Origin of the sequence: Paenibacillus sp. CF095 (assembly GCF_900101225.1) — a bacterium.
Lineage (GTDB): Bacteria > Bacillota > Bacilli > Paenibacillales > Paenibacillaceae > Paenibacillus.
In genome coordinates this window covers 3,025,409-3,049,180 of sequence record NZ_FMZN01000001.1, presented here as the reverse complement: position 1 = coordinate 3,049,180, position 23,772 = coordinate 3,025,409, and the positions used below count along the sequence as shown (strand labels likewise).

The 23,772-nt window shown below is 46.9% G+C and carries 18 protein-coding genes; 15 read left to right on the top strand and 3 right to left on the bottom strand.

Features of this window, described 5'->3' with window-relative positions; genetic code table 11:
- The first annotated feature begins 26 nt into the window (after window positions 1–26).
- The 4 genes from BLS69_RS13170 (at window position 27) to BLS69_RS13155 (ending at window position 6,501) form a co-directional block, all read left to right on the top strand.
- Window positions 27–1,808: a sensor histidine kinase gene (locus BLS69_RS13170; protein WP_091032133.1), complete on the top strand. Its 1,782-nt coding sequence runs from the start codon at window positions 27–29 to the stop codon at window positions 1,806–1,808.
- The gene (locus BLS69_RS13165; RefSeq protein WP_091032131.1) at window positions 1,805–3,391 is read left to right on the top strand and encodes a helix-turn-helix domain-containing protein; all 1,587 of its coding nucleotides are present in this window, start codon (window positions 1,805–1,807) and stop codon (window positions 3,389–3,391) included. The genes BLS69_RS13170 and BLS69_RS13165 overlap by 4 nt, the downstream gene beginning before the upstream one ends.
- A 167-nt stretch (window positions 3,392–3,558) precedes the next feature.
- Window positions 3,559–6,057 carry a beta-mannosidase gene (locus BLS69_RS13160; protein WP_091032129.1) on the top strand — a complete coding sequence of 833 codons (2,499 nt, stop codon included), beginning with the start codon at window positions 3,559–3,561 and terminating at the stop codon, window positions 6,055–6,057.
- A 216-nt stretch (window positions 6,058–6,273) separates the two neighbouring features.
- Window positions 6,274–6,501 carry a hypothetical protein gene (locus BLS69_RS13155; protein WP_091032126.1) on the top strand — a complete coding sequence of 76 codons (228 nt, stop codon included), beginning with the start codon at window positions 6,274–6,276 and terminating at the stop codon, window positions 6,499–6,501.
- A gap of 117 nt (window positions 6,502–6,618) precedes the next feature.
- On the opposite strand, the gene BLS69_RS13150 is transcribed toward BLS69_RS13155, so the two are convergent.
- Window positions 6,619–7,734 carry an FAD-dependent monooxygenase gene (locus tag BLS69_RS13150; protein WP_091032122.1) on the bottom strand — a complete coding sequence of 372 codons (1,116 nt, stop codon included), beginning with the start codon at window positions 7,732–7,734 and terminating at the stop codon, window positions 6,619–6,621.
- A 271-nt stretch (window positions 7,735–8,005) separates the two neighbouring features.
- On the opposite strand from BLS69_RS13150, the gene BLS69_RS13145 reads away from it, so the two are divergent.
- Window positions 8,006–8,488 carry a MarR family winged helix-turn-helix transcriptional regulator gene (locus BLS69_RS13145; RefSeq protein ID WP_091032120.1) on the top strand — a complete coding sequence of 161 codons (483 nt, stop codon included), beginning with the start codon at window positions 8,006–8,008 and terminating at the stop codon, window positions 8,486–8,488.
- 97 nt (window positions 8,489–8,585) lie between these two features.
- Here the strand turns inward: BLS69_RS13145 and BLS69_RS13140 are convergent, their stop codons facing one another.
- Entirely contained in the window at window positions 8,586–8,885 is a 300-nt protein-coding gene (locus BLS69_RS13140; RefSeq protein ID WP_091032117.1) for a hypothetical protein, read from the bottom strand.
- A 443-nt stretch (window positions 8,886–9,328) separates the two neighbouring features.
- On the opposite strand from BLS69_RS13140, the gene BLS69_RS13135 reads away from it, so the two are divergent.
- The 5 genes from BLS69_RS13135 (at window position 9,329) to BLS69_RS13115 (ending at window position 14,283) form a co-directional block, all read left to right on the top strand.
- Window positions 9,329–11,353 carry a Na+/H+ antiporter gene (locus tag BLS69_RS13135; protein WP_091032114.1) on the top strand — a complete coding sequence of 675 codons (2,025 nt, stop codon included), beginning with the start codon at window positions 9,329–9,331 and terminating at the stop codon, window positions 11,351–11,353.
- Window positions 11,354–11,465: 112 nt separating this feature from the next.
- The gene (locus tag BLS69_RS13130) at window positions 11,466–12,404 is read left to right on the top strand and encodes an aldo/keto reductase (protein WP_091032112.1); all 939 of its coding nucleotides are present in this window, start codon (window positions 11,466–11,468) and stop codon (window positions 12,402–12,404) included.
- Between the two features lie 66 nt (window positions 12,405–12,470).
- The gene (locus tag BLS69_RS13125; RefSeq protein ID WP_091032109.1) at window positions 12,471–13,259 is read left to right on the top strand and encodes a polysaccharide deacetylase family protein; all 789 of its coding nucleotides are present in this window, start codon (window positions 12,471–12,473) and stop codon (window positions 13,257–13,259) included.
- 215 nt (window positions 13,260–13,474) lie between these two features.
- Window positions 13,475–13,681, top strand: coding sequence for a YwbE family protein (locus tag BLS69_RS13120; RefSeq protein ID WP_026081155.1), 207 nt, complete (start codon window positions 13,475–13,477; stop codon window positions 13,679–13,681).
- A gap of 20 nt (window positions 13,682–13,701) precedes the next feature.
- Window positions 13,702–14,283, top strand: a complete 582-nt coding sequence (locus tag BLS69_RS13115) for a DUF4269 domain-containing protein (RefSeq protein ID WP_143023573.1) — start codon at window positions 13,702–13,704, stop codon at window positions 14,281–14,283.
- Between the two features lie 222 nt (window positions 14,284–14,505).
- On the opposite strand, the gene BLS69_RS13110 is transcribed toward BLS69_RS13115, so the two are convergent.
- The gene (locus tag BLS69_RS13110; RefSeq protein ID WP_091032103.1) at window positions 14,506–15,948 is read right to left on the bottom strand and encodes a hypothetical protein; all 1,443 of its coding nucleotides are present in this window, start codon (window positions 15,946–15,948) and stop codon (window positions 14,506–14,508) included.
- A gap of 526 nt (window positions 15,949–16,474) precedes the next feature.
- Between BLS69_RS13110 and BLS69_RS13105 the strand changes: the two genes are divergently transcribed.
- The 5 genes from BLS69_RS13105 to BLS69_RS13085 all read left to right on the top strand — a co-directional run bounded on the left by BLS69_RS13105 (window position 16,475) and on the right by BLS69_RS13085 (window position 23,623).
- Window positions 16,475–18,274, top strand: coding sequence for a sensor histidine kinase (locus BLS69_RS13105; RefSeq protein ID WP_091032100.1), 1,800 nt, complete (start codon window positions 16,475–16,477; stop codon window positions 18,272–18,274).
- Window positions 18,249–19,862: a response regulator transcription factor gene (locus tag BLS69_RS13100; RefSeq protein WP_176872703.1), complete on the top strand. Its 1,614-nt coding sequence runs from the start codon at window positions 18,249–18,251 to the stop codon at window positions 19,860–19,862. The genes BLS69_RS13105 and BLS69_RS13100 overlap by 26 nt, the downstream gene beginning before the upstream one ends.
- Before the next feature lie 185 nt (window positions 19,863–20,047).
- Window positions 20,048–21,034 carry an ABC transporter permease gene (locus BLS69_RS13095; RefSeq protein ID WP_076208980.1) on the top strand — a complete coding sequence of 329 codons (987 nt, stop codon included), beginning with the start codon at window positions 20,048–20,050 and terminating at the stop codon, window positions 21,032–21,034.
- A gap of 17 nt (window positions 21,035–21,051) precedes the next feature.
- On the top strand, window positions 21,052–21,960 hold the full coding sequence (locus BLS69_RS13090) for a carbohydrate ABC transporter permease (RefSeq protein ID WP_017689303.1): 909 nt from the start codon (window positions 21,052–21,054) through the stop codon (window positions 21,958–21,960).
- A 133-nt stretch (window positions 21,961–22,093) separates the two neighbouring features.
- A complete protein-coding gene (locus BLS69_RS13085) occupies window positions 22,094–23,623 on the top strand; it encodes an ABC transporter substrate-binding protein (RefSeq protein ID WP_036609560.1) in 1,530 nt (509 codons plus the stop codon).
- Window positions 23,624–23,772 lie beyond the last annotated feature (149 nt).

The following is a 23,772-nucleotide window of genomic DNA, read 5'->3' as shown; positions in this document are numbered from 1 at the left end:
AAGCGCATCCAGAGGAGGAGAAACGTTTGGCACGCTGGCTCACATCTTCGTTACAAAGGAAGCTATCGGTCGTCGTGACGGCTTCAATGATTGTGCCATTGCTGGCCTTGGGCCTGTTCGCCTTTCTGATCTCTTCCCGCATTACAGAGCAAAAAACAAAACTGTCCGGCATGGATACGCTTAAACAGGTGGAAGCAAATCTTCGTTATATGTTGCAGGATGCCGAGAATCTCTCCATTTTCCTGATTGGAGAACGGGACATTCAGCAGTATCTTAGCCACAATGAAGATCATGAGCTGGACCGGGTGGATATCCTGGGCAGGATGACCAATCTGGCGGCTTCCAAGAAATATATCGCCAACATCGCCATATATCCGGGACGTTTTGATGCCACATTGTCAACCGCTACCTGGTATGAATCCAATGAATCCAACCTGTCGTATCCCTCTGTTCCAAGCGGTGAAGCAGTCAAACAATGGACGGGGGTATACCCGGTGCAGAATTACGCGGGTATTCAAAATGTGATCACATTGGTTCGGCCAATCCGCAGTATCCATGATTATCGACCCATCGGCTGGTTAGCCATTAGTCTGGATGAGAAGGCCATATCCAAGGGATGGGCCGCTCTGGGATTAGGCAGAGGGCAAGGCAGACTGGAGCTCATCGGCAGTTCTGGAGAGATTCTGTCTTCAATGGACAAATCCCGGCTTGGACTTAAGCTGGAGCAGGCCGAACCAGGAGTCACAACGTTAATTCAGGGTGGTGGTAGCGGAACAACCACATATGGTAGTGGTGAGGATAAACGGACGTTGCTCTATTATCCCGAAGAATTGACGGGGTGGACGTTGGTTGGAACGGTTCCCTATGACCAGTACAAGTCCGAGAATCGGTACATTCTTATTCTGACCGGTTGCGCCGTTGCGATGTCTGCTGCGATCAGTGCTGGCTTGGTCTGGTTTACGGTTCGTCGTGTGACGAGGCCGCTTCGTGTACTTACCCGACATCTGTCCCGAATTGATCCGGAGCGTCCTCTTCCGCTGTTTCGGTCTGAAAGTGATGACGAGATTGGCAGGCTTGGGGAGAGTTACAATCTGCTCGGTGCACATATTCAGTTATTGAAGGAAGAGGTTATTCGAGGTGAAGCTCGCAAAAAAGAGGCAGATCTTCGGGTGCTTCAGGCGCAGATTAATCCGCACTTCCTGTATAACACGCTCTCTTCAATTCACTGGATTGCCTTGATGTCTGAAGAGAAGAGGATCGCAGATATGGTTGAGGGCTTGAGTGATTTTCTACGCATCAGCTTAAACAATGGTCAGGACTACTGCCCTGTGGAACAAGAGATTGCTCATATTCGCCATTATGTGCGTGTGCAGTCAATTCGTTTCCCTGATCAATTCGTGTTGCATTATATCGTAGATCCAGCGCTTGAGAAGCGAATGATGCTGAAGCTGTTGCTGCAACCGCTCGTTGAGAATGCCATGATTCATGGCATTCAGCCCAAAACAGGCGTGGGCACCATCACCATAATGATTCGCAAGGACCCGGATAATGAACAGATGAATGTGCTGGTACTGGATGATGGTGTCGGCATGGAGCCAGACAGGCTGGAACAATTAAGGATAAGCATTAGGGAATGGAAGGGAAAACAGCCGGAAAAACAGCTAAACCAAGGAGGTTATGGGCTCTGCAATGTGAATGAGAGGCTGCTGCTCCATTATGGAGCGGATGCACAGCTTGAAGTAGACAGCAGGGTTGGGGGAGGTACCCGGATTTCGTTTTCCATTCCAATCTTGGAGGGTTCGCCATGAGACTATTAATTGTTGATGATGAAGTGATTATCCGTACAGGGCTTGCCAGCGTTATCGCTTGGCATGAACTCGGAATTGACCTTCTTCAACCTGCTGCCTCGGCTGAAGAGGCGTTAACACGCATGGCTGAGGAACGTCCACATATCCTGATGACGGATATTCGGATGACAGGCAGATCGGGGCTGGAACTGGCAGAAGAGGGCCTGCGATTGCTGCCTGAGCTGGAGGTCATTATTTTGTCCGGATACGATGACTTTTCTTATGCGCAGCAGGCGATTCGCCAAGGTGTTACAGATTATCTGCTCAAAACAAGCAAGCCGGAAGAGATCATCAAAACCGTATTACAGGCCAAACAGCGAATCACGGAACGTTGGGAAGAGAAGTCCAGAGAGGGACAGCTTGTGCGGGAGAATCGGGAGCGGTTATTTGCTGGATGGATCATTGATGGTGACACCGCTTCGGGTCATTTTCCTTCATTCTTGCGATCTGATGTTGGAAAAGAGGCAGGGGTTGGTGGCTTTGATGATGAACAGATTCTCAGACAAGTCATTATTCTTCGAGCAGAGGGTTGGGATCGATCCTCGGATGCGCTATTACGATTTGCGGTGCATAATACCCTGGAGGATATGTTACCTGGTGCCATTGCTCATGTAGAGAAACAGCAAATTATTTGTGTAGTTTCATGGCCGCCTGTGGAACATGAAACTACGTTCAGGCTGGAGAGTGCATTACGTCGGGTGGAGCAATTACTGAAGTGCAACCTGCGCGCAGCGGTAGGTCTGCCTGTGCGTGGATATGCAGATCTTCATGAAAGCTACAGTACTGCGTCAGCTGCATTCCGATATCGGGGTTTGGTGGATTATAAAGTATGGCATTATGAGCACGTTCAGGATCGCCAAGGTGGTAAAACTGTACTTACGCACGAAGAGGAGACCACACTTGGTACATTATTGCTGGATAATGATTCAGTCACGTTAACGACATGGACGCGGGAACTTGTGGCTAATCTGATTACAGAGCCGGAGGTCACACCAGAATCGTTCAATGCTTGTCTGCACTCAGCCGTCATTGCAGGTCATCGCTGGCTGACTCGCACAATGCGAGCCACAGGGCGTGAAGAACCCGCAAGGCTCGAGCCATGGTTGCCGGAACCGGATGCTGAAGCTGGTGACCTCGGGGATATGCTGTTCCATCATCTGTATGGTCTGATGCATATCTATCATAGCCGAATGGGTCAGGGACAGGCTGCTCATGTGCAGAAGGCTATCGGTTATATTGAATCTTCATTGGCGCAGGATATTAATCTGCAGCAGGTAGCTGGACATGTTCATTTGCATCCGGGTCACCTCAGTGAGCTGTTTAAAAAAGAAATGGGTGTGACCTTCGGTGATTTTGTCACCGATATGCGTATACGAAGAGCGATGGATATGCTGGCGGTGTCTCCAGCGAAGGTCAGTGAAGTCGCTGCCATCAGCGGCTACGAGGACGTGAAATATTTTAGCAGACTGTTCAAAAAACATACCGGCAAGACCCCGAGTGAATATCGCGAAGAGGCGTTGTCGTTCAAGCCTTCTGGAAGTTAGAAATGAGCAGATTAGGAAACATGTCTTGCCTTACTGCAAACGTTTTCGATGTGGTATTACTCAGGGTTATTGGAGAGTGAGGGCGTACTGTGAAGACTTATAGTTCAAGTCAGGATTTATCGGGACAATGGAAGATACAGCATTTTGAAGTTGGAGAGAAGCGGGCAATGGATGTGGCAGCAGCTGCGCTGGATGACCGTTTCTGGATTGGGGCTGAAGTGCCTGGCGATGTACATGCTGCATTGGTTGAGCGTAGTATCATTGATCCGCCCTATTATGGACATAATGATGCCAAAAGTCGCTGGATTGAACAAAAGGAATGGTGGTACCGCACAACCTTCAATCTGGTGAGAGATGTAGAGACGGAGGAGCACTTTGAATTGGTGTTTGAAGGATTGGATACGTTTGCAACGGTCTACGTGAACGGCCATGAAGTCGGGAAAACGGCCAATATGCTTATGTCACATGCATTTGATGTAACGTCTCTGGTACGCAGTGGCTGGAATGCGATTGCTGTCAAGTTCGATCCGCTACACCTGCATCACCGGGACAAAGAAACCTTCGACTGGTCCTCGTATACGAAGGAACGGCCATGGTTGCGCAAAGCAGCGATGAACTTTGGCTGGGACTGGGGTCCACGTATGGTTACAGTGGGGATCTGGGGTGCTGTAAGGCTGGAAAAACGAACAATCGCCAAGCTGGAAAATGTGTATGCTCGAACGGAATCAGTCAGTACTGAGATGGCTGTTTTGCGTGTCACGGCAGATGTGAAATCCGTCTTGTCTTTCCGTAGCAAACAAAAACGAGAGCAGGCTGTGGTTGCGTCCTGTAATGTTCGTCTGTTGGATCGCAGCGGACACGAGGTGGCAGGTGTCACTGAACTACCCGTAGAGGGTGGCAAAGCGGATACCACATTAAACGTTACGTCACCGCAGTTATGGTGGACTCATGATCTGGGTGAGCCGTATCTGTATACACTGGAGGTTACATTATTCGCAGATGGCGTTGAGGTGGATCGTTATAGCGAGCCTTATGGGTTACGAACGATTGAGCTGGCTCTTCACAATGAACGGGGTGAAGATGTATTTGCTTTTATCCTGAACGGAGTCAAGATCTACGCCAAGGGAGCCAACTGGATTCCGGCTGATCATCTGATTGGCGCCATCCCGAACTCTCGATATCGTGAGCTTGTCGAGCTGTCGGTGGAAGGGCATATGAACATGCTGCGTGTCTGGGCTGGTGGTATATATGAGAAGGATGTCTTCTACGATGAGTGTGATCGGCAAGGGGTGTTGGTGTGGCAGGATTTTGCATTCGCGAACGCATTGTTCCCGGATTTCAATCGTGATTTCATGGATAATGTACGGCAAGAGGTAGAAAACAATGTCCTGCGCCTGCGTAACCGTGCCTCGCTTGCTCTCTGGTGTGGTAATAACGAGATAGACTGGCTCTATGATATGAAGTCGGCAAGTGGAGATATTACCAGTCCGTTCTACGGCGAACAGATATATCATGAGCTAATCCCTGAAGTGCTGGAGCGCTTGGATCTGTCTCGTCCGTACTGGCCTTCTTCGCCGTTCGGAGACAGCAACGGTCAGGATGCGAATGACCCGGATGTGGGGGATCGCCACAACTGGCAGGTATGGCATGGTTCGGTCTATCCAAGGAAGCATGGAGAGCCACCGCTGCTGGACTACAGCATTGAAGGTGTAACGTTCAAAAATTATAAAAAGGATCATGCGCTGTTCAGCAGTGAATTTGGTATGCACGCCTCGGCCAATCGCTACACACTGGAGAAAAATATGCCCGCAGGTCAGTTTTACTGGGGTAGTCCGGAGATGGCCTATCGTAACAAGGATACCAATCATCAAAAAGGTATTTTGTTGATGGAAGGTTACACAGGCATTCCGCAAAATATAGAGGAGTACATGAATTATTCCATGCTGACTCAAGCAGAAGGATTACGCTATGGAATTGAACATTTCCGGCGCATCAATCACCGTAACAGCGGTGCGCTTGTGTGGCAATTAAATGACAGTTGGCCAGGAACAAGCTGGTCCATGATTGATTATGAACTGCTACCGAAGGCATCCTTTTATTACGGGAAAATATTCTTTCATCCTGTCCTGTTGTCACTGGAGCATGAGCCGGGGGAGCCGCTTGCATTGTGGGTTGTGAACGATACACGTGACGTCTTGAAAGGGGAGCTTCGACTCAATGTCTATGCATTGAATGGAGAGAAGATCTATTCCAGTACACATGCTGTTGAAGTAACATCACAATCCTCACTGTGTATTGCTGAATTAACTGAAGCAGAGGTGTTACAGGGCAGACGTGGTGAGGAAGTAATGGTTGAGTTGGTATCCGAAGGGTTTGCAGCACCGAGCAATCGATACTTCTTGCGTGATCCTAAGGATGTGACGTTGCCAGAGTCGCAATTGAGCGTACATGTGAACGAAGAGGAACAGTCTGTAACGGTTACGGCCAGTGGAGCGATTGCACGATTGGTGAAGCTGGAGCTTCCCCTTGGGCGTGTCCGATTCAGTGACAATTATTTCGATCTGCTCCCCGGTGAGAGCCGGACGGTAAGACTTCGTCATCCGGAGCAAACGTCTCTGCCACTGACAGAACTTCGGGTTAGTGCCATGAACGGCAGAGAAGGATAAAATAATAATAATAGACTTCGAATCTTATTCGAGGTTCAAGGTGGTCATCCTGATCAGGGATGCCACCTTTTTTTGCTTTTGCAGCAGGTGAGTTCATGTCGTTGTGTCAGGTTACCCTGTCCTTAGTCCACAAGCGAAACTTCCAATCGGGTTCACATGTTGGCATATTAAGGTTAGAATGATGGAAAGCAATCGTTTTTAAAAGGAGGTAATTTTATGTCATTTGTCTTTTATCCGGAGATGGTTATATTCATGCTGATGCTGATCCTGCTGATTATTGGTATTGTATATATCGTTCGTAAAAGCAAACAAGTATTGCGCCGCTTAAGCAGTCTGGAGAAAGCAGTATATGAAAAAGATAACATCTCATCCTATCCGAAGGACGTTGATACTGTACAAGAAGCACCCAGAGAAGACACGTTTGCTCCACGCAAACGAAAATGAAGAAGGGTACGGAATTACATAAGAAAGATAAACCAACAAGCCAAACAGCCGATTCTTCTCTATGAGGAAGTGATCGGCTGTTTGGGCATATAAACATTTTATCCGTATTAACTGGGTTTAGAGAAAGGATTCATAACGCTGTTGGAAAGAGGATTCCATCTCCACTTGTCGTGCAAGTTGCTGCTGTACCTTTGCACCGCGAATCGTCTGAAGTTCCTGAAGTTGTGCAGTGGAACTGAATTGATCTGCGGCCATTTGGACAAGTAATTCGGCGAGCACATCTGCATCTTCGAGCGCGGCATTAAGTCCAAACGCACCGGTTGGTGTCATGGTATGAGCGGCATCACCGATGAGTACAACATTGTCCTGTGCCCACGACTGGCAATAGCTGCTTTCGACAGATAACAGAACAAAATCACTCCAGCTCTGAATGTTGGAAGCTACAGAATCAGACAGGCAAGGAAAAGCAGATACAAGTTTATCTACAAAAGGAGCAATCGGCTGCTCTCGCAGCTTGGAGTAAGCTCCCTCGGGAATGTTCCATCCAATCTGAACATAACCGCCGAACTGTGAGAACAGTGCGAGCTGTTGACCATCCATGCTGGCCATCCGAACAGCGGGTTCCCAACCTACGGGTGCCGGAATGCGTGCCCAGAGCAGATCATACCCGTGCTTGCGAATCTCCGGGGTCATACCGGAATGTTTGCGTACAGCAGAGTATCTGCCATCAGCACCCACAATTACAGATGCCTCAATGGAGGCAGGAACGCCGTTCTGCCGAATGTTAATACCCACGACCTGGCCGTTTCTGTCACGTAGCAAGCCAGTCATGATGGTATTAAACAGTACTTGTTCATTTGAGTTGTGCTGCTGAGCGTGCGACACGATGGCTTCCAGGAGATGATCTTGGGGTACATGAATACCAACATGAGATTCTCCATTGCCTGGTGATACCGTATGAATAATCTGCCCATTTTCCCAATACTGAATCTGTTCCAAGAGTAGCGCTCCCCGTTCCTGGATGAGGGAATAGAGGCCGTGTTTATTCAAAATGGCTTCGCCGTCCACATTGAGCAACTCCCCGCGGAACGACTTGTGCAGGTGGGGCTGCCGCTCAATGAGGATCGTGGAGATTCCTTTTTGATTCAGTAAGTAAGAAAGCAAAGCACCGCCAGGTCCAGCGCCGACGATGCAAACATCCGTTTTGAGTTGTGATTGTGTATTCTGATTCATGTGCATAAGTCCCTTGCATTATAATGGTGACACTTTATTTACTTTATAACAACAGATTTATTAAAATCATTAAGTAACTAAAAGTAACTTTAAAGATATAGGTTATTATAAACAAACCCGTTGCCATAATGCAATAGGTGAAACCCAAAATAAAACAAGAGTGTTGCAGTCAACTATAGAGTGTCGGATACAAGCGCATTTTTCACAAACATCACAGTGTAAATATGTTACAATATAAGGTAGGTTATGATGAAAGGCAGGAGGAACGTTTATGAGCCCGGATACGGAGCGAAACTCTCAATTGGCAAATGTAGATCAATTGTTGGAGGCCTTCTTCAGATATAAAAATAAAGTATTGGATCAGCAGCAGAAGACCGAAACCAACTGTAAACTGAATCCGACAAAAAGTCATATATTGGGCATGATTTTACGTGAAAAAAAATGTATGGCGGTTGATGTGGCCAGACAACTCAGTTTGTCTTCCGGCGCAACCACCATTGTACTGAATCAACTGGAGACGGAAGGGTTGATCCAGCGGGTGCGCAGTGAAGAAGATCGGAGAATTGTGTGGCTGTCCTTAACGGATGAAGGCGCGCAGCTTGCCAAGACACTTAATGCGAATCGCGGCCGAATGACGTGGGAATTGTTGCAAGCACTTTCCGAAGAGGAGCAACAGCAGATGTTTGGCATGCTGAAGAAAATTGAACTGAAACTGCTGGAGAACATGAAGTCGTTTGAGCAGATCCACCGGTAGTCCATATATGACTTGATTCCTTGAAGACGTCAGTCCTCATGAGTTCGTCCCTAATTGCGGGGGGATGAACCTTGAAGACTGGCGTTTTTGAGTTGGTTTACAAATGAAAGCGAACCACATGATCCGTTAAGCCTTCCTGGATCAAAACTTCTTTTTGTTTGCTGCCCATCAGGTCAAAGTGGGGAAATGGCTGCCGCCGATGAATGTATCGCGGGTCCAGCCCATGATCGTTGCACCAACGCTCGAGACGTTCCAGATCTGCGCAGCCAACTTTGGTGACACTGGTGATGCCGGGGAATCGGTTGTCAATCCAGAAATGAGTGAGGTACGCGATCTCACCCCGAGCCACTTGTTCCTTCCACGCAGCAAGCTCTTGTCGTTTAATTCCAAATGCCATAGATGCAAGTTCCTTTCCAAACGGGTATTGTCCTGAGCATATTGTAACATCTTATATACAGAATCCATCAGAATTCTTCAATCTATATAAGTTAACTAAAGATTATTTACACTGACACTACGATGACAGAATAACCTTCCAATCGCTGTTATCCCCTGATTTTTTTTGATTACCTTTTCCAAAGGGGAAAATCCGGGGATAGCGTATGCTTCCGATGCAGCTTTCTTTCAGAAAGCTTTTAGGCGACCGCTTTGCTTTTTCAGGTTTTTTCTGTCCTCTCCGTTATCGTGTAAATGAATAGTTCAACTTATAATGATTAGTCTGTGACCAGTTAAATGGGTATATGAATATGACAACATTTTTATAATAAAGTCTGGATTATGTTAAAATAAACCTATACAACAAAGGTTTCACCACTTCTATAGCGGAAAGGGATTGTCATCATGGAAATATTTATTGCCGTACTTGTGTTACTGGTACTAATTGGTTTATCCAATATTTTAAACCGGTTTGTACCCTTTATTCCCGTTCCGCTCATTCAAATTGTGCTTGGTGTAGCTATAGCTTTGCTTCCCGCAGGTGTTCATCTGCCGTTGAATCCGGAATTGTTCTTTGTACTTTTCATCGCACCTTTGTTATACAACGATGGTAAGCGAACACCAAGGAATGAATTATGGAATCTGCGTGCACCGATACTTCTGCTTGCACTAGGACTTGTATTCGTGACGGTAGTCGTGGCGGGATATGCCATTCACTGGCTGATTCCTTCGATTCCGTTACCTGCTGCTTTTGCTCTTGCAGCCATATTGTCCCCGACAGATGCAGTGGCCGTTGGCGCCATGGCAGGGCGAGTACATTTACCCAAAGGCATACATAGGCTTCTTGAAGGTGAAGCATTAATGAATGATGCATCCGGCCTGGTCGCCTTCAAATTCGCAATTGCAGCCACAGTTACAGGTGTATTTTCCCTGGCGAATGCAACCTTCAGTTTTATTCTGATTGCGATTGGCGGACTTCTTGTCGGGGCATTGTTATCTTTTCTGTTAATCAGGCTAGGGGTATGGATCCGTAGACTGGGCATGGAAGATGTGACAATTCACATGCTGCTGCAAATCCTGACGCCATTTATCATCTATCTGGTGAGTGAAGAAATTGGGGTATCAGGTATTCTTGCGGTAGTGGCAGGCGGTATTATTCACGCCATTGAGCGTGACCGCGCTGAATCGGTTCAGTTGAAAATGCAGGTGGTATCTGCGAGCACATGGTCAGTCATTTTATTTATACTAAATGGTCTGGTGTTTGTTATTCTGGGTGTACAGGTCCCGGATGTGCTGAGTACCATTTTTGAAAATGTATCGTTTAATAATCTGCAGGTGTTGGGCTATGTGGGCCTAATCTCGGTGTTATTGCTGGTTCTGCGCTTTCTCTGGATCTATCTGTTCTGGCAAGGGAATGAATTGTTGCGTACCAAATCCTCTATTGGCAGGCCCAGATTCAAAGATATTACGATCATTTCCCTCTCTGGGGTGCGGGGGGCTGTAACATTGGCGGGTGCTTTCTCCATTCCTTATGTGCTTCAGGATGGATCACCTTTCCCTGAACGGGATCTGATTATTTTCCTCGCAGCAGGGGTTATCCTCTTCTCCCTGATTGCGGCGAGTGTGTTTCTTCCGGTTCTGGCCAAGGACGATGGGAAATCCACAGAAGAAACACCGCAGAAGTCAGAACGAAAAGCACATGACATTATGCTGAATGCGGCAATACGAGCTGTCAAATCCGAAATGAACGATGAGAACAAAGCTGCGGCACTGGCGGTTGTCTCCGACTTGTCCAAGTACATCAGACAGGCCGCAGGTCAGCTCACCGCCGGTAAACGCAAAGATATTCAGAAACAAGAAACGGCTATTAACCTGATTGCCACCCGCGCGGAGCGTAAAGAAGTAGAAGTGATGCTGGACGAAAATGCAATTGCTTCTGATGCGGCCTTCAAATGTGACAGCTGGCTGGATCGAAAGGAAATGATGCTGGCGAATCGCGCAAACACTCAGTTCATGACCTCGATCAGCGAGATCGGGCGTGTGTTAGGACATCTGTTCACCAACCGGTCCCAGAAGCCGAATCAACCATTCATGCTTGAAAATGCAGAACTGTTCCGTCAGGTGAAGCTGCGTACCTCTGAAGCGGCAATTAAGGCTATTCGTGCCCATATGAATGATGGGAATCGAGTCGTCGCACTGTCGGTCATTGCCAAATATGAGCGTGTAATTGCCAAATTGCGCACTTGGAACCAAGGTAAAACGGAAGATCCGTTTAATCAGGAGAAATTAGAGTTGCAGATGGTGGCGATTCAGGAACAGCGCAATACGGTTCAGCAACTGTATGAAAACGGCGAAATCACCCGTGATGTGGCTGCGAAACTGCGCCGGTTTATTAATGACGTGGAAGCGACTGCGTTGAAAAATACGTAATCCGATAAATCCGATATTTTAAATATGCTAAATGGTTTGATATAATATGTAACAAGAAATATGCATCATTACAGAAATGTACTTATATCGATCAGTGAAGGAGAGATGAGACATGGCAGAACAACAAATTCGGTTGGGCAAGACGGATCTGATCGTGAATCCCATTGGACTGGGTGCGAATGCAGTAGGCGGACATAATATCTATCCGGACATGCTGAATGATGAGACGGGTAAGGAAGTGGTTCGTACAGCCTTGAAACAAGGTATTAACTTTGTGGATACGGCATACATCTATGGACCTGAGCATTCCGAACGACTGATCGGTGAAGTATTGAAGGAAACCGGTCAGCGGCAGAATACGATTATTGCAACCAAAGCAGCTCATAAATTAGTGGATGGCAAGATTGTCATGGATAACTCACCTGCTTTTCTGAGAACATCCGTGGATGAGGCGTTGAAACGACTGCAAACCGATTACATTGATCTGTTCTACATCCATTTTCCGGATGAACATACGCCTAAGGATGAGGCGGTAGATACGTTAAAACAATTAAAAGACGCTGGCAAAATTCGTGCCATTGGCGTATCTAATTTCTCCATTGATCAGTTGCGTGAAGCCAACAAGGACGGGCATGTAGATGTACTGCAATCTGAATATAATCTGTTCAAAAGAGATGCGGAGAAAGAGCTGTTGCCGTATACGGCTGAGCATAACATTTCTTTTGTGCCCTACTTCCCTCTGGCAGCGGGACTGCTGGGCGGGAAATATAATCGTGATACAACCTTTCAGGATGGACGGGCAAAGAACCCGCTGTTTACAGGTGAAGCTTTTATTGAAAATCTCAATAAAGTTGAGCAACTGCGCAGCATAGCACAATCCAAAGATGTTGAGGTCGCTCATCTGGTTCTGGCCTGGTACCTGACTCGGCCTTCTATTGATGCATTGATTCCGGGTGCCAAGCGACCAGAACAGGTCATTAACAATCTGCAAACATTAAATGTGGAATTAACTGCTGAGGAAATTGCAGTTGTGGATCAGATCTTTCGTTAATGAGTTCGGGTGAATCGGGAAATGCTAACAGGGAGTTTACGTATGAAGACAAAGTGAGGACACCACATGAACCTGAAGGCAGCCCGAGTCATCGGAATGTTCACGCTAATTATTTTGCTGGGTAGCAGTTCTGCCTATGCGAAGCCTGTACAGAAGAACCGTCAGTATTATGAGGAACGAGGAGAGATTGTGTGGGAAGTTCCCACACAGGATAAACTCATCGCGCTTACCTTTGACGATGGACCAGATCCGATTCAGACTCCGCAGATCCTGGCTTTGTTACAGCAGTATCATGCCAAAGGAACTTTTTTTGTACTTGGCAAATGGGCAGACAAATTTCCTGAACTGATTAAGCAGGAACAGCTCGAAGGGCATGAAATCGCCAACCATACGTATGCGCACACGTATGCAGTTCGATCAACTAGTGCGGACAAGTACATGAAGGATATGAACGAAGCGGAAAGTTCCATCATTGAAGCAGGCGCGGAGCGTCCCCTGTTGTTCAGGCCACCGGGCGGCTATTACAATGACATGGTCATTCAGGCTGCCAAACAAAAAGGGTATACCATTGTACTCTGGTCCTGGCATCAGGATACACGGGACTGGGCTTCACCAGGTGTATCGGCTATCGTTAAAAAAGTACTGAATAACGCACGCAATGGGGATATTGTACTCTTCCACGATAAGGTGGAAGGCAAGTCCCATACGGTAGCTGCACTCAAAACAATCCTGCCGAAGTTACAACAGCAAGGATATCGATTCGTGACCGTGTCCGAGCTGCTTGCTGTGAAGGCGCGTGAAGCTGCGAAGAACAACACTTCACCTTCGTCAATATTGGAGCACGTGCAACCCTAAGCATGGTAATCCAATTTAGAAACCGTAGGTCTCAGATGAAGAGACCTGCGGTTTCTTTATCTTGGTCTTCATATCAACCATGGAACCGACTTTAGGAGGTTATTGCCGCGTCCCTTTTGTTTTGAAACCAAAACGTCTACAATAGATGGAGCTTTGTGTTTAAGGGTTATATAGTATACAAGATATGAATTACGACATAGAGGAGAGTGAATATGATGAATGGACAACAACGTGTAAATATTAAGCCAGGTCTGGAAGTGGACATTGTGCTGAAGCAGGATCAAGCTACAGGTAAGCTGACACGTGGCATTGTAAAGGATCTGTTAACCAAGTCACCTACGCATCCACACGGAATCAAAGTACGACTGACGAGCGGTCAAGTGGGACGTGTGAAACAGGTCATTACAGGCGGCTCGAACTAACTGTGGTCCAAGGCGGGGAGATGAGTACTACCGCAGAAGTAATGGCACATCTGGCTTCGGGTAATGCACGTCAGCAGGACGCATATCATGTGTTACAGAGCAGTGGATTGCTCGAGATATTAGCTGACTATCACCCATATCCAGCAGGAACGGTACCGATTGATATTGATATTCCGGGCAGTGATCTGGATCTGCTGTGTTATGCAGAGGATCTGGATGTGTTTGAAGCCGAGATATACAATCGAATCGGAGCCATTGCTGAATTTCAATGTGTACGTGGTGGGGATCTTCCAGACCAACGTCCTTATGTGACTTGTAATTTGCAAGTGGGACATTGGCCTGTGGAGATTTTTGCCCAATCCGTGCCAGTTTACAGGCAGAATGCATACTTACATATGATCGTAGAGTGGAGATTGTTGCAACTGTGGGGAGACGCGGGACACCGTGAGATCCGCAGACTGAAACAGGCAGGGTGGAAGACGGAGCCTGCTTTTGCTTCTGTACTTGGATTACAGGGAGATCCATATGTGGACATGCTACATCTAGCCGAGATGAAACGTGAAGATCTCTGGAACTGGGCGCGTTCACGCACGTCTTTTTAAAATGTCTATTTGAGATGAACTAATCATTTACACGATAACGGAGAGGACAGAAAAAACCTGAAAAAGCGAAGCGGTCGCCTAAAAGCTTTCTGAAAGAAAGCTGCATCGGAAGCATACGCTATTACCGGATTTCCCCTTAAGAAAGGGAATCAAAAAAATCTGGGAATAACAGCGATTGGAAGGTGCTTCTGTCATCGTAGTGTCAGTGTAAATAACCTTTGGTCAGATCAGAAAGATGGCTACAATTGTTGTTACCGTGAGTCCCAGCAGTACAGGCTTCAGGTTGCGTCTTGCAAGTTCAAAAGGATTGACTCCGCAGATTGCAGCAGCAGGAATCAATGCCCATGGAATCAAGGTTCCGCCACCTACCCATATGGCTGCAACCTGACCGAGTGCTGTCAGCACAGGTGCGGAATCTGCGGATCCTGCAAACATGGACGCAATCGAGCCAACCAGGGATATCCCCGAGAACCCCGAACCATCCATTCCGGTCACTGCTCCAGTTACCGTCATTGTAATGGCTCCCACCGTATCATTCAATGGCACCAGTCCAGCAAGTGCGACCCCGAGATCATTCACGATCCCGTGTGAACCTTCAGGAAGAGGGTTGATGAACAACTCCGTAATCGCAGCATCTCCCAGATAAAAAAATGCGGCTATGGGAATAACCGGTCCAAACACCTTGAAACCAAACTGAAATCCTTCTATTAAATAATTGGTCGTTTCCTCTGGTCCCGCATGTCGATGTGCGGCAAGGGTAACAGCGATCAGTATAACCACAGCAGTTCCGCCAATCAGAGCTGTTGCGTCGCCGCCTTGCAACTTCAATACAAACATCAGAATCACATCAACTGCGAATAACAGAGGGATAAGCAGAGCGAACGTCTTTTGCAAACGGGGTGACATGACTTGACGTTGAACAGGCTGACTAGTGGGTAGGGAGGTGGACACAGCCTCTGATGAGGAAGAAGGTTCCGTGGTCACGGTACCTGATATAAAATTGGGGGGATGAACAGGTGAGCCTGATTTCATCTCTTTGCGCAGCATCCAGAAGGCTGTAAGTGTTGATACCGTTCCCATGACAATGACCAGAGGTATGCTGGCCGTCATGACGGAAGTAACCGGTATACCCGCCGCATCAGCTGTAAGTTTGGGAGCCCCCTGGATAATGTAATCTCCCGACAGTGCAATCCCATGTCCGAACAGGTTCATGGCAATGGCAGCTCCAATCGGGGGAAGACCTACACGCACGGCTACAGGAAGGAGTACTGCACCGACGAGTGCTACGGCCGGGGATGGCCAGAAAAATAGTGATACGACCATCATGATCAATCCGATACCCCAATACGCGACCTGAGGAGAACGGATAAACCGGGTGACAGGTGTTACCATGACCTCATTAATGCCTGTTCTGATCAGAACACGGCTCATTGCCACAATAATCGAGATGATGAAAATCGTACTTAACAATTCTTTTGTTGCATAGATAAAACTGCTGAAGATCCCAGCAACTGACCCGCTTAAGGTTTCGGTTGCCAGAAGTCCAATGGTCATAATACCTGCGACACAGATGATGGTGGTGTCCCTGCGCCGGATCATTACGGCAATGATCAAGACGATAAATGCCAGATAGACATAGTGTAACGCAGTGAGTTGAATATTCATCGAACAGGCCTCCCTACATCCTGGTGACTAACCCGAGGAGTGATATATCGTATGCATGTCAAGATCGGGCGTTCGTGGAGTCCGGGGCTTGCCGCAGCATTTATTTTTAGGGAGAAGCTTCTGAGCTATAAATGAAGGATTTATTTTACAACTGGAGAATTTATTACAACATGAAGCTTGTTACTCTTGAAATCGGAGCGGATGAAAGTCACCAGAATTGATATGTGAAGGTCACGGGACCCCATAGACAATGGCAAGCAGGGGTGATTACAATAAACATGCCATCATAAGGAAGAAAATAGAAAAAAACTATGTTGAAATAAAGTGTGTGTTCAAAAAGTCTGGTTTTCAGTACCGAGAAGATGGAATGAAGTTAGAAATGGAGTAGCGGAGCGTAGGGAAACTACGTGAGCAACGGACATTTCGGCTGACTTTCATATTCGAAGCTGATGATGCCGCTAGGCATAATTCGTAATCAAAAGCGGACTTTTTAAACTACCTCTAAAAGGGCGGGAATCTATAATCCATGAGTTTAATCCGTTCACTTCGTTTTAAATTTATAGTGGGCCTTACATTGATCATGCTGCCATTATTCATGCTGCTTTATTACAACAACGTCTACGCCATGAAAGTTGTACGTGACAAAGTATCCCTCACCAATATGAATCATCTCGCCAAGAGTGTGGAGCAAAATGAACGTGTATTACAGGAGACAAATCGGTATTTATATAGTCTGGGTGAGCGGGACCCGGATATCATCTCTCTGTTTTTTCTGAAATACGGCAGCGGTGATTATATCATTGCAAAGCAACGGATTATGAACAAATTCATGACAGATATCGGTTTTTATAATCTAATCGATTCTTTTTTTCTATATGATGCCGTGAATGATGATCTGCTGCTCGCCACTTCAGGCAATTATGATGTCAAAAAGTCGGTTGTGCAGGAGAGTATGCCAGTCCAGATGCAGCAATTGGAAGGGGATATCCAGAAGCCGGAATGGAGCATCGTGCGAGGCGGGACGTGGAATGCGCTGGTGAAAACGGTGCGAATCAACCAGCAGTTCTATGCAGGTGCACTTGTTGATATGAATGCACTGAATCATACACAACAATTCACTGAATCCGGAGATCGGGGAGGCGCAGTCATTGTTGGAACAGACGGTGGGGCACTATCGGATTCCACATTAAATACTGCACAGATTCGGCTGGCTGCGGCACATCTTCCTGGCCTGAAGAATCCGTATCAGGTTATCTCTGAAGTTGTGAACAAGGGAGAAGCACGTCAATATTTGATGCTGGGTATTGCCTCGGCCATGTCCGAGATGAATTATATCGTGCTGCTGCCTGAGGAAGACATGATGCGTAACCTCCCGTTTTTCCAGCAGATCATTCGTCTGCTTCCCATTGGTGCGGCAGTAATTCTGGTTACTGCACTGATCTTTTTGCGGCATCTGTTATTCCGCCCGATGAATGCGTTAATCCGAGGCATGAGAAGGGTGAGTCGTGGAGATCTCGATGTGAAGCTGGACCCGCCATCTTCTTCGGAGCTTGAATTTATGACAAGAAGTTTCAATCAAATGACCAGTGAGATCAGGCATCTGAAGATTGATGTGTATGAGGAACAGCTGCGAACGAGGGAGGCAGAGTTCAAACAATTACAGATGCAGATCAATCCTCACTTTTACCTGAATTCGCTCAATATTATTCATAGTCTGGCTTCCTTGCAAAAACATGAGTTGGTGCAGCAGATGGCTGGTCATCTGGCCGATTATTTTCGATTCAGTCTGCGTGCAGGCAAACGTGTTATTCGTCTGGATGAAGAGCTCGAGCACATTCGTCATTACTTGGAAATTCAAAAGCTGAGGTTTCCAAGCAGATTCGATTTTGAACTGGATGTTGAGTCGAATCTGGGACATTATGTGATTCCGCCATTAACCATTCAGCCTTTTGTGGAGAATGCCATTATTCATGGATTTCAGCGCCGGACACAAGCCTTTGTCATTCGGATCGTGGCGCGCCTCGGTGAGAAGTCGTCCGGTCAGGACGATGGGACGGTGCTTCAACTGATGATTGTGGACAATGGTGTCGGATTTGAAGAGGAATTGTTGGGGCGTCTACAACATGGACAATACGCTGAAGACCCGAGTGGACAGCATATCGGTATATGGAACGTGGCTCATCGGCTTTTAGTAAAGTATGGTGATCAAGCCAGTTTGCAGTTTGGCAATGAGGTGAATCATGGCGCCAAAGTCATCATTGATTTACCCGCTCAGACCGAAGAGGAAGAAGGGGGAGCCTATGCGGAACCTGTTGATCGTGGATGATGAAGTGTATGCATTACAAGCAATGGTGGAAGGAGTCGATTGGCAAGCAGCAGGCATTGACCAGGTATACAGTGCTGGTGATGCCGAAGAGGCAAGAAAGATTTTAAAGGCTAATGCTATTGATATCATGATCTGTGATATCGAGATGCCTGGTGAAACAGGGCTTGACCTGCAAAGTTGGGTGTTAAAACATGATCCAGGCATACTGACCATTTTCCTGACAGGGCATGCTTTATTCGATTATGCTCAGACAGCCATTAAGCTAAGCAGCTTTGATTATGTGTTGAAGCCGGCTCCAGCGGATCAATTGACTAAGGTAGTAACTCAGGCAGTGGAGAAGATCAAGGATGGAGAGCAGCGTACCCGTACCAACGAAGTTTATGAGACCGTATACAAACGCTGGAAAACCCATAAACCGCTGCTGACGGAACGCTTCTGGAAAGATGCCATCTCTCAGCGTATCACGTTAACCGAACAACGGTTGCAAGAGCTCGCAGAGCTGTATGGTGCCGAGATTGATCCGCAGGCTCGTGTGTTACCCATTGTGATCTCGGTAGAGGAATGGGTACGTGATTTTGATTTACGTGACGAAGAGGTATTGGAATATGCCCTTCGTAATGCAGCCAAGGAGATGATGCTTGGCGACAAGCCCGGTGAGGTGTTTCAGGATCAAAGTGGATTAAATATTGTGCTTGCTTATGAGCAAAATGGCATCATCCCGAGTGCGAGCGAAGTGGCACAACGTTGTCAGGGGTATATTCAGGAATGTGGTACGTATTTCTACTGTCGGTTGTCCTGTTATGTTGGTGCCCCGGTTGCTGTAACTGAACTGCAAGGCATGTTGAATGAACTGATGGATATGGAACGGCGCAATATTAAGGAGCTTGAAGAAGTTTTTGTCTATGATGAGCGGGGAAGAGATCAGGAAGATCGCTTTTTGCCTATTCCATGGTTTTCGGAATTATCCATTCTTTTTGAGACGGGTAAAGTGGGGGATTTGCGAGAACGTGTGGATGAGATTTTTGAGTTGCTTGCTGCCCAAGAGGGTTTGTCTCCTGAAATGCTGCATCTCTACTATCATGCCATGCTGCATGTGGTCTATCCGCTGCTTCATCAGAAAAACGTGTCAATACGCAGTCTGTATCCGGGTGAACGGGAGCCGGAAGAGGGTATGGTGACAAGGTCGTTGCCGCAGTTGAAGCAATGGACGTCTGATCTGATTGATCGTGTTATCCCGGTATTGTACCCGGACGATCATAGCCCCATGACCATTGTGGATCAGTTGTGCGTTTATATTGAAACTCATATTGGTGAAGAACTTATGCGAGAGGAGCTTGCAGCTTTTGCCGGATTCAATCCCGCTTATCTATCACGTCTGTTTCGGAAAGAGAAGGGGATGTCCCTATCTGAGTTTATTCTGCAGGGCAGAGTAGCCAAAGCGAAGACATTGTTGTCCCAGTCCACAGTCAAAGTGACGGATATCGCTGGCAAGGTGGGGTACTACAATTACTCGCATTTCACCAAAATGTTCAAAAAGTGCACGGGTATAACGCCACAGGAGTTTCGAAAACAGTCACGTACCGTATAGTTCAGGGCGCAGCATGCTGCGCCTTTTGTTTTGTTTAATTTGGCACTAAAGTCATAATTTGATAAGTCAACAGGTCACCACAGCAGATAGAGGTCTTACTCGCCCCGCCGTATACTTGAACCACAGGAGCCGCAACGGAGCTTCATCCTGAGGAAGAATTCAAGAGGAGTGAGGGAGAACAAGTTATGAAGACACAACCCCAGGCGGGTAAGGGAGTACGGATATCGGAAATACCGGGAGAAACAGTCCGAAAGCGCAAGTCTGTGTGGCACAATCTTGGCAAATTCAAGGTGCTGTATCTCATGTTCTTGCCAGGTGTCCTGTTTCTGCTGGTGAACAACTACATGCCGATGTTCGGCGTTCTGATCGCATTCAAAAATGTAAACTATGCTGATGGTATTTGGGGTAGCCCATGGAGTGGATGGGACAATTTTAAATATTTGTTCTCAACCAGTGATGCATGGGAAATTACCCGAAATACACTCGCGTATAACACGGTGTTCATTGCACTGAATCTCTTTGTAGGTGTCGGGCTTGCTATTCTGCTCAATGAAGTGAAGAACAAGGCAATGTCCAAGTTATATCAATCACTTATGTTATTGCCGTATTTCCTGTCCATGATTGTGGTCAGTTATCTGGTACTGGCTTTCCTGGGCAAGGATTCAGGCTTCATGAACTCAACGATTCTGCAGATGTTCGGCGGTCAGCCGATCGACTGGTATTCAGAGCCAAAGTATTGGCCGTATATTTTGCCACTGGTGAACACATGGAAGAATATTGGATATTATGCCGTCATTTATCTGGCAGCTGTCGTGGGTATCGATGAAGAATATTATGAAGCAGCTGTGCTCGATGGAGCAACCAAATGGCATCAGATACGCTTCATTACCATTCCGTTTCTCGTCCCATTAATCGTCATTATGACGTTATTGCAAATTGGTCGTATATTCTATGCAGACTTCAGTCTGTTCTATCAGGTTCCATTGGAATCGGGAGCGCTGTTCCCTGTAACGAATGTACTGGATACCTACGTATATCGTACGTTCCTTATCGGTGGAGATATCGGGATGTCATCAGCAGCCGGTCTTTACCAAGCAATCGTTGGATTTGTACTGGTTCTTGTATCCAATACCATCGTAAGGCGAATTGATAAAGATAATGCATTATTTTGAGAGGAGGCAAGTCAGCTGTGAAATCACGTGATCCACTAGCCGTATCGAAGCGTTCCGCATCCGTTATTCATGCGATGTTTCTATTCTATGCCATTGCCTGTATCGTGCCGATCCTGCTTGTCTTCGCCATCTCATTTTCGGACGAGACAACAGTAATTGCCAATGGATATAAGCTTATTCCAGAGAAATTCAGCCTGACGGCTTATGAGTTTCTGTTCAGAGATATGGATCAGATCATTCACTCGTATGGTATATCCTTTATCGTTACCGTTGTAGGTACCATTACAAGTGTTGCGCTGACCGCATTGTATGCGTATCCGCTCTCACGGAGAGATCTGCCTTACCGGGGCTGGTTCGCTTTTTTCATCTTCTTCACGATGTTGTTTAATGGGGGTCTGGTACCTTGGTACCTGGTCTATGTCAACGTATTGGATCTGAAAAACTCCCTACTGGCACTCATTATGCCGCTACTGCTATCCCCATTCTTTGTACTGGTCATGCGTACATTCTTCGCAAACTCCATTCCGGTGTCTATTCTGGAATCGGCTCGGATTGATGGTGCGGGAGAATTGAGAACGTTTGCACGTATCGTGCTTCCGCTCTCTCTTCCCGTAATGGCAACCGTCGCGTTGTTCAGTACATTGAATTACTGGAATGACTGGTACCTTAGCATGATTTTTATATCAGATAACCGGACGATTAGCCTTCAGTACCTTATGTACCGGACGCTGCTCGATATTCAATATTTAACAACCAACTCCAACGTCTCTTCACAGATTTCGTCGCAGGGTGGATTGCTCAATCTGCCTAACAAAACTCTGCAAATGGCGATGGCTGTGGTCGGTATTGGTCCAATTGTACTGGCATATCCGTTCTTCCAGCGTTATTTCATCAAAGGTCTTACGGTTGGCGCTGTGAAGGGATAACTCTGAACCGGTTAGCGGAGTGGGCAAGGTAAATGAAGATGGACTGAAAGGGCATATACAGAAGTAGTTATCGGTTTAATTGTGAATTGGGGAATTCGGTTGTATGGTTCAACACATGACAGGAGGGGTTCAATTGGTTAGATCATTAAAGGTATGGTCACGCATGATGGCAACGGTTATGGCGCTGAGCCTGGTGCTGGCTGCTTGCTCATCAGACAAGGGTGGAACAACAACACCTGGGGCAGAAGGCGGAGGAGCAAGTGAAGGTGGGGGCAAACCCTATGAAGTGACACTGTTCTACCCAGGGACACCACAGAAGGATGTCGCTCTGGTGGAAGCCGAGATTAACAAAAAGATGGAACCGAAGATCGGAGCCACGCTTAAGATCAATGCAATTGACTGGGGACAGTGGGATAACAAGCTGAATCTCATGATTTCCTCAGGTGAAAAATCAGACATCATCTTCACAGCAGCTTGGCAGAACTACACGGTGAATGTGGCTAAAGGCGCATTCTTGCCCTTGAATGATCTGCTTGATGCACATGGTCAGGATATTAAGAAAAACCTGGACCCTGCCTTTCTGGAAGGTTCCCAGGTGGACGGCGTGAATTATGGCGTTCCTACGAATAAGGAACTCGCTGCCACACGTGGTGTGTTGGTACGTAAAGATCTGGCTGACAAGTATAAGCTGGACCTGACAGCTGTAAAGACATGGGCTGATCTGGAGCCCCTGCTCAAAACAATTAAGGAAAACGAGCCAGCCATCACACCATTCTATATGTCCAATACCAACGGTAACGGGCTGTTGGAGAATCTGGATTGGGATTATCTCGGTGATGCTTCCGTACCTGGAGTCATCTCCAAAACAGCAGGCGGAACAACGGTGCTGAATGAAGTGGAGACCCCTGAATTCAAAGAAGCAGCTGAACTCGCTCGCAAGTGGTATCAAGCGGGATATATCAACAGTGATGCTGCTACTTCTAATGTGTTCCCGAAAGACCAGGCGAAGGCTGGAAAAGCGTTTCTCTGGACAGATGGCATGAAGCCAGGCAAGGATAAAGAAGAAGAAGGGTATGTGGGTTTCCCACTTACTCAGATTGAGATGACACAGCCGACAATCACGACGGGTGATGCGTCTGGAGCGATGCTTGCAATCTCCCGTTCTTCCGAGCAACCGGAGAAAGCGATGCAGGTCATTAACCTGCTGCATTCCGACAAGGAAATTAACAACTTGCTGAACTTCGGAATTGAAGGTACACATTATGTGAAAAAAGACGGACAGGATAATATCATTGCTCTCCCTGATGGCGTAGATGCCAACAGTCGTACCTATAACCCAGGTGCCCAATGGCAGCTTGGTAACCAGTTCCTGAACTTCCTCTGGGATAATGAAGATCCACAGAAATGGGAGAAGTTCAAAGAATTTAACGCCAAAGGTGTCAAGTCTCCAGCACTGGGCTTTACATTCAACAGCCAATCTGTCAAAAATGAAATTGCTGCGGTCAACAACGTGAACAAACAGTTCAAGCCGGGTATGACATCGGGCGCCGTTGATCCAAATGAGATGATTCCGAAATATCTGGAGAAATTGAAAGCAGCAGGAATTGATAAAATTATTGCAGCCAAACAGGAACAACTCGATGCATTCTTGTCTAAGCAATAAATGATCGTCAGCCATGACAGAGAGACTTGTGTTACTACAAGCTCTTGTCAGCGGTGAAAATGGAGGACGTTTTCGGTAAACAACCGAAGGCGTTCTTTTTATGTTGTTTTTTGATTTGGATTGTTAATCATAAATAGGAAAAATATGAT

What these genes read in the sequence shown, in the direction of transcription:
- BLS69_RS13110 (WP_091032103.1), bottom strand. Translation starts at nt 15,948, where the DNA reads ATGAATATTCAACTCACTGCGTTACACTATGTCTATCTGGCATTTATC.
- BLS69_RS13095 (WP_076208980.1), top strand. Translation starts at nt 20,048, where the DNA reads ATGAAGACACAACCCCAGGCGGGTAAGGGAGTACGGATATCGGAAATA.
- BLS69_RS13165 (WP_091032131.1), top strand. Translation starts at nt 1,805, where the DNA reads ATGAGACTATTAATTGTTGATGATGAAGTGATTATCCGTACAGGGCTT.
- BLS69_RS13130 (WP_091032112.1), top strand. Translation starts at nt 11,466, where the DNA reads ATGGCAGAACAACAAATTCGGTTGGGCAAGACGGATCTGATCGTGAAT.
- BLS69_RS13145 (WP_091032120.1), top strand. Translation starts at nt 8,006, where the DNA reads ATGAGCCCGGATACGGAGCGAAACTCTCAATTGGCAAATGTAGATCAA.
- BLS69_RS13115 (WP_143023573.1), top strand. Translation starts at nt 13,702, where the DNA reads ATGAGTACTACCGCAGAAGTAATGGCACATCTGGCTTCGGGTAATGCA.
- BLS69_RS13135 (WP_091032114.1), top strand. Translation starts at nt 9,329, where the DNA reads ATGGAAATATTTATTGCCGTACTTGTGTTACTGGTACTAATTGGTTTA.
- BLS69_RS13120 (WP_026081155.1), top strand. Translation starts at nt 13,475, where the DNA reads ATGAATGGACAACAACGTGTAAATATTAAGCCAGGTCTGGAAGTGGAC.
- BLS69_RS13140 (WP_091032117.1), bottom strand. Translation starts at nt 8,885, where the DNA reads ATGGCATTTGGAATTAAACGACAAGAGCTTGCTGCGTGGAAGGAACAA.
- BLS69_RS13160 (WP_091032129.1), top strand. Translation starts at nt 3,559, where the DNA reads ATGGATGTGGCAGCAGCTGCGCTGGATGACCGTTTCTGGATTGGGGCT.
- BLS69_RS13155 (WP_091032126.1), top strand. Translation starts at nt 6,274, where the DNA reads ATGTCATTTGTCTTTTATCCGGAGATGGTTATATTCATGCTGATGCTG.
- BLS69_RS13100 (WP_176872703.1), top strand. Translation starts at nt 18,249, where the DNA reads ATGCGGAACCTGTTGATCGTGGATGATGAAGTGTATGCATTACAAGCA.
- BLS69_RS13125 (WP_091032109.1), top strand. Translation starts at nt 12,471, where the DNA reads ATGAACCTGAAGGCAGCCCGAGTCATCGGAATGTTCACGCTAATTATT.
- BLS69_RS13105 (WP_091032100.1), top strand. Translation starts at nt 16,475, where the DNA reads ATGAGTTTAATCCGTTCACTTCGTTTTAAATTTATAGTGGGCCTTACA.
- BLS69_RS13150 (WP_091032122.1), bottom strand. Translation starts at nt 7,734, where the DNA reads ATGAATCAGAATACACAATCACAACTCAAAACGGATGTTTGCATCGTC.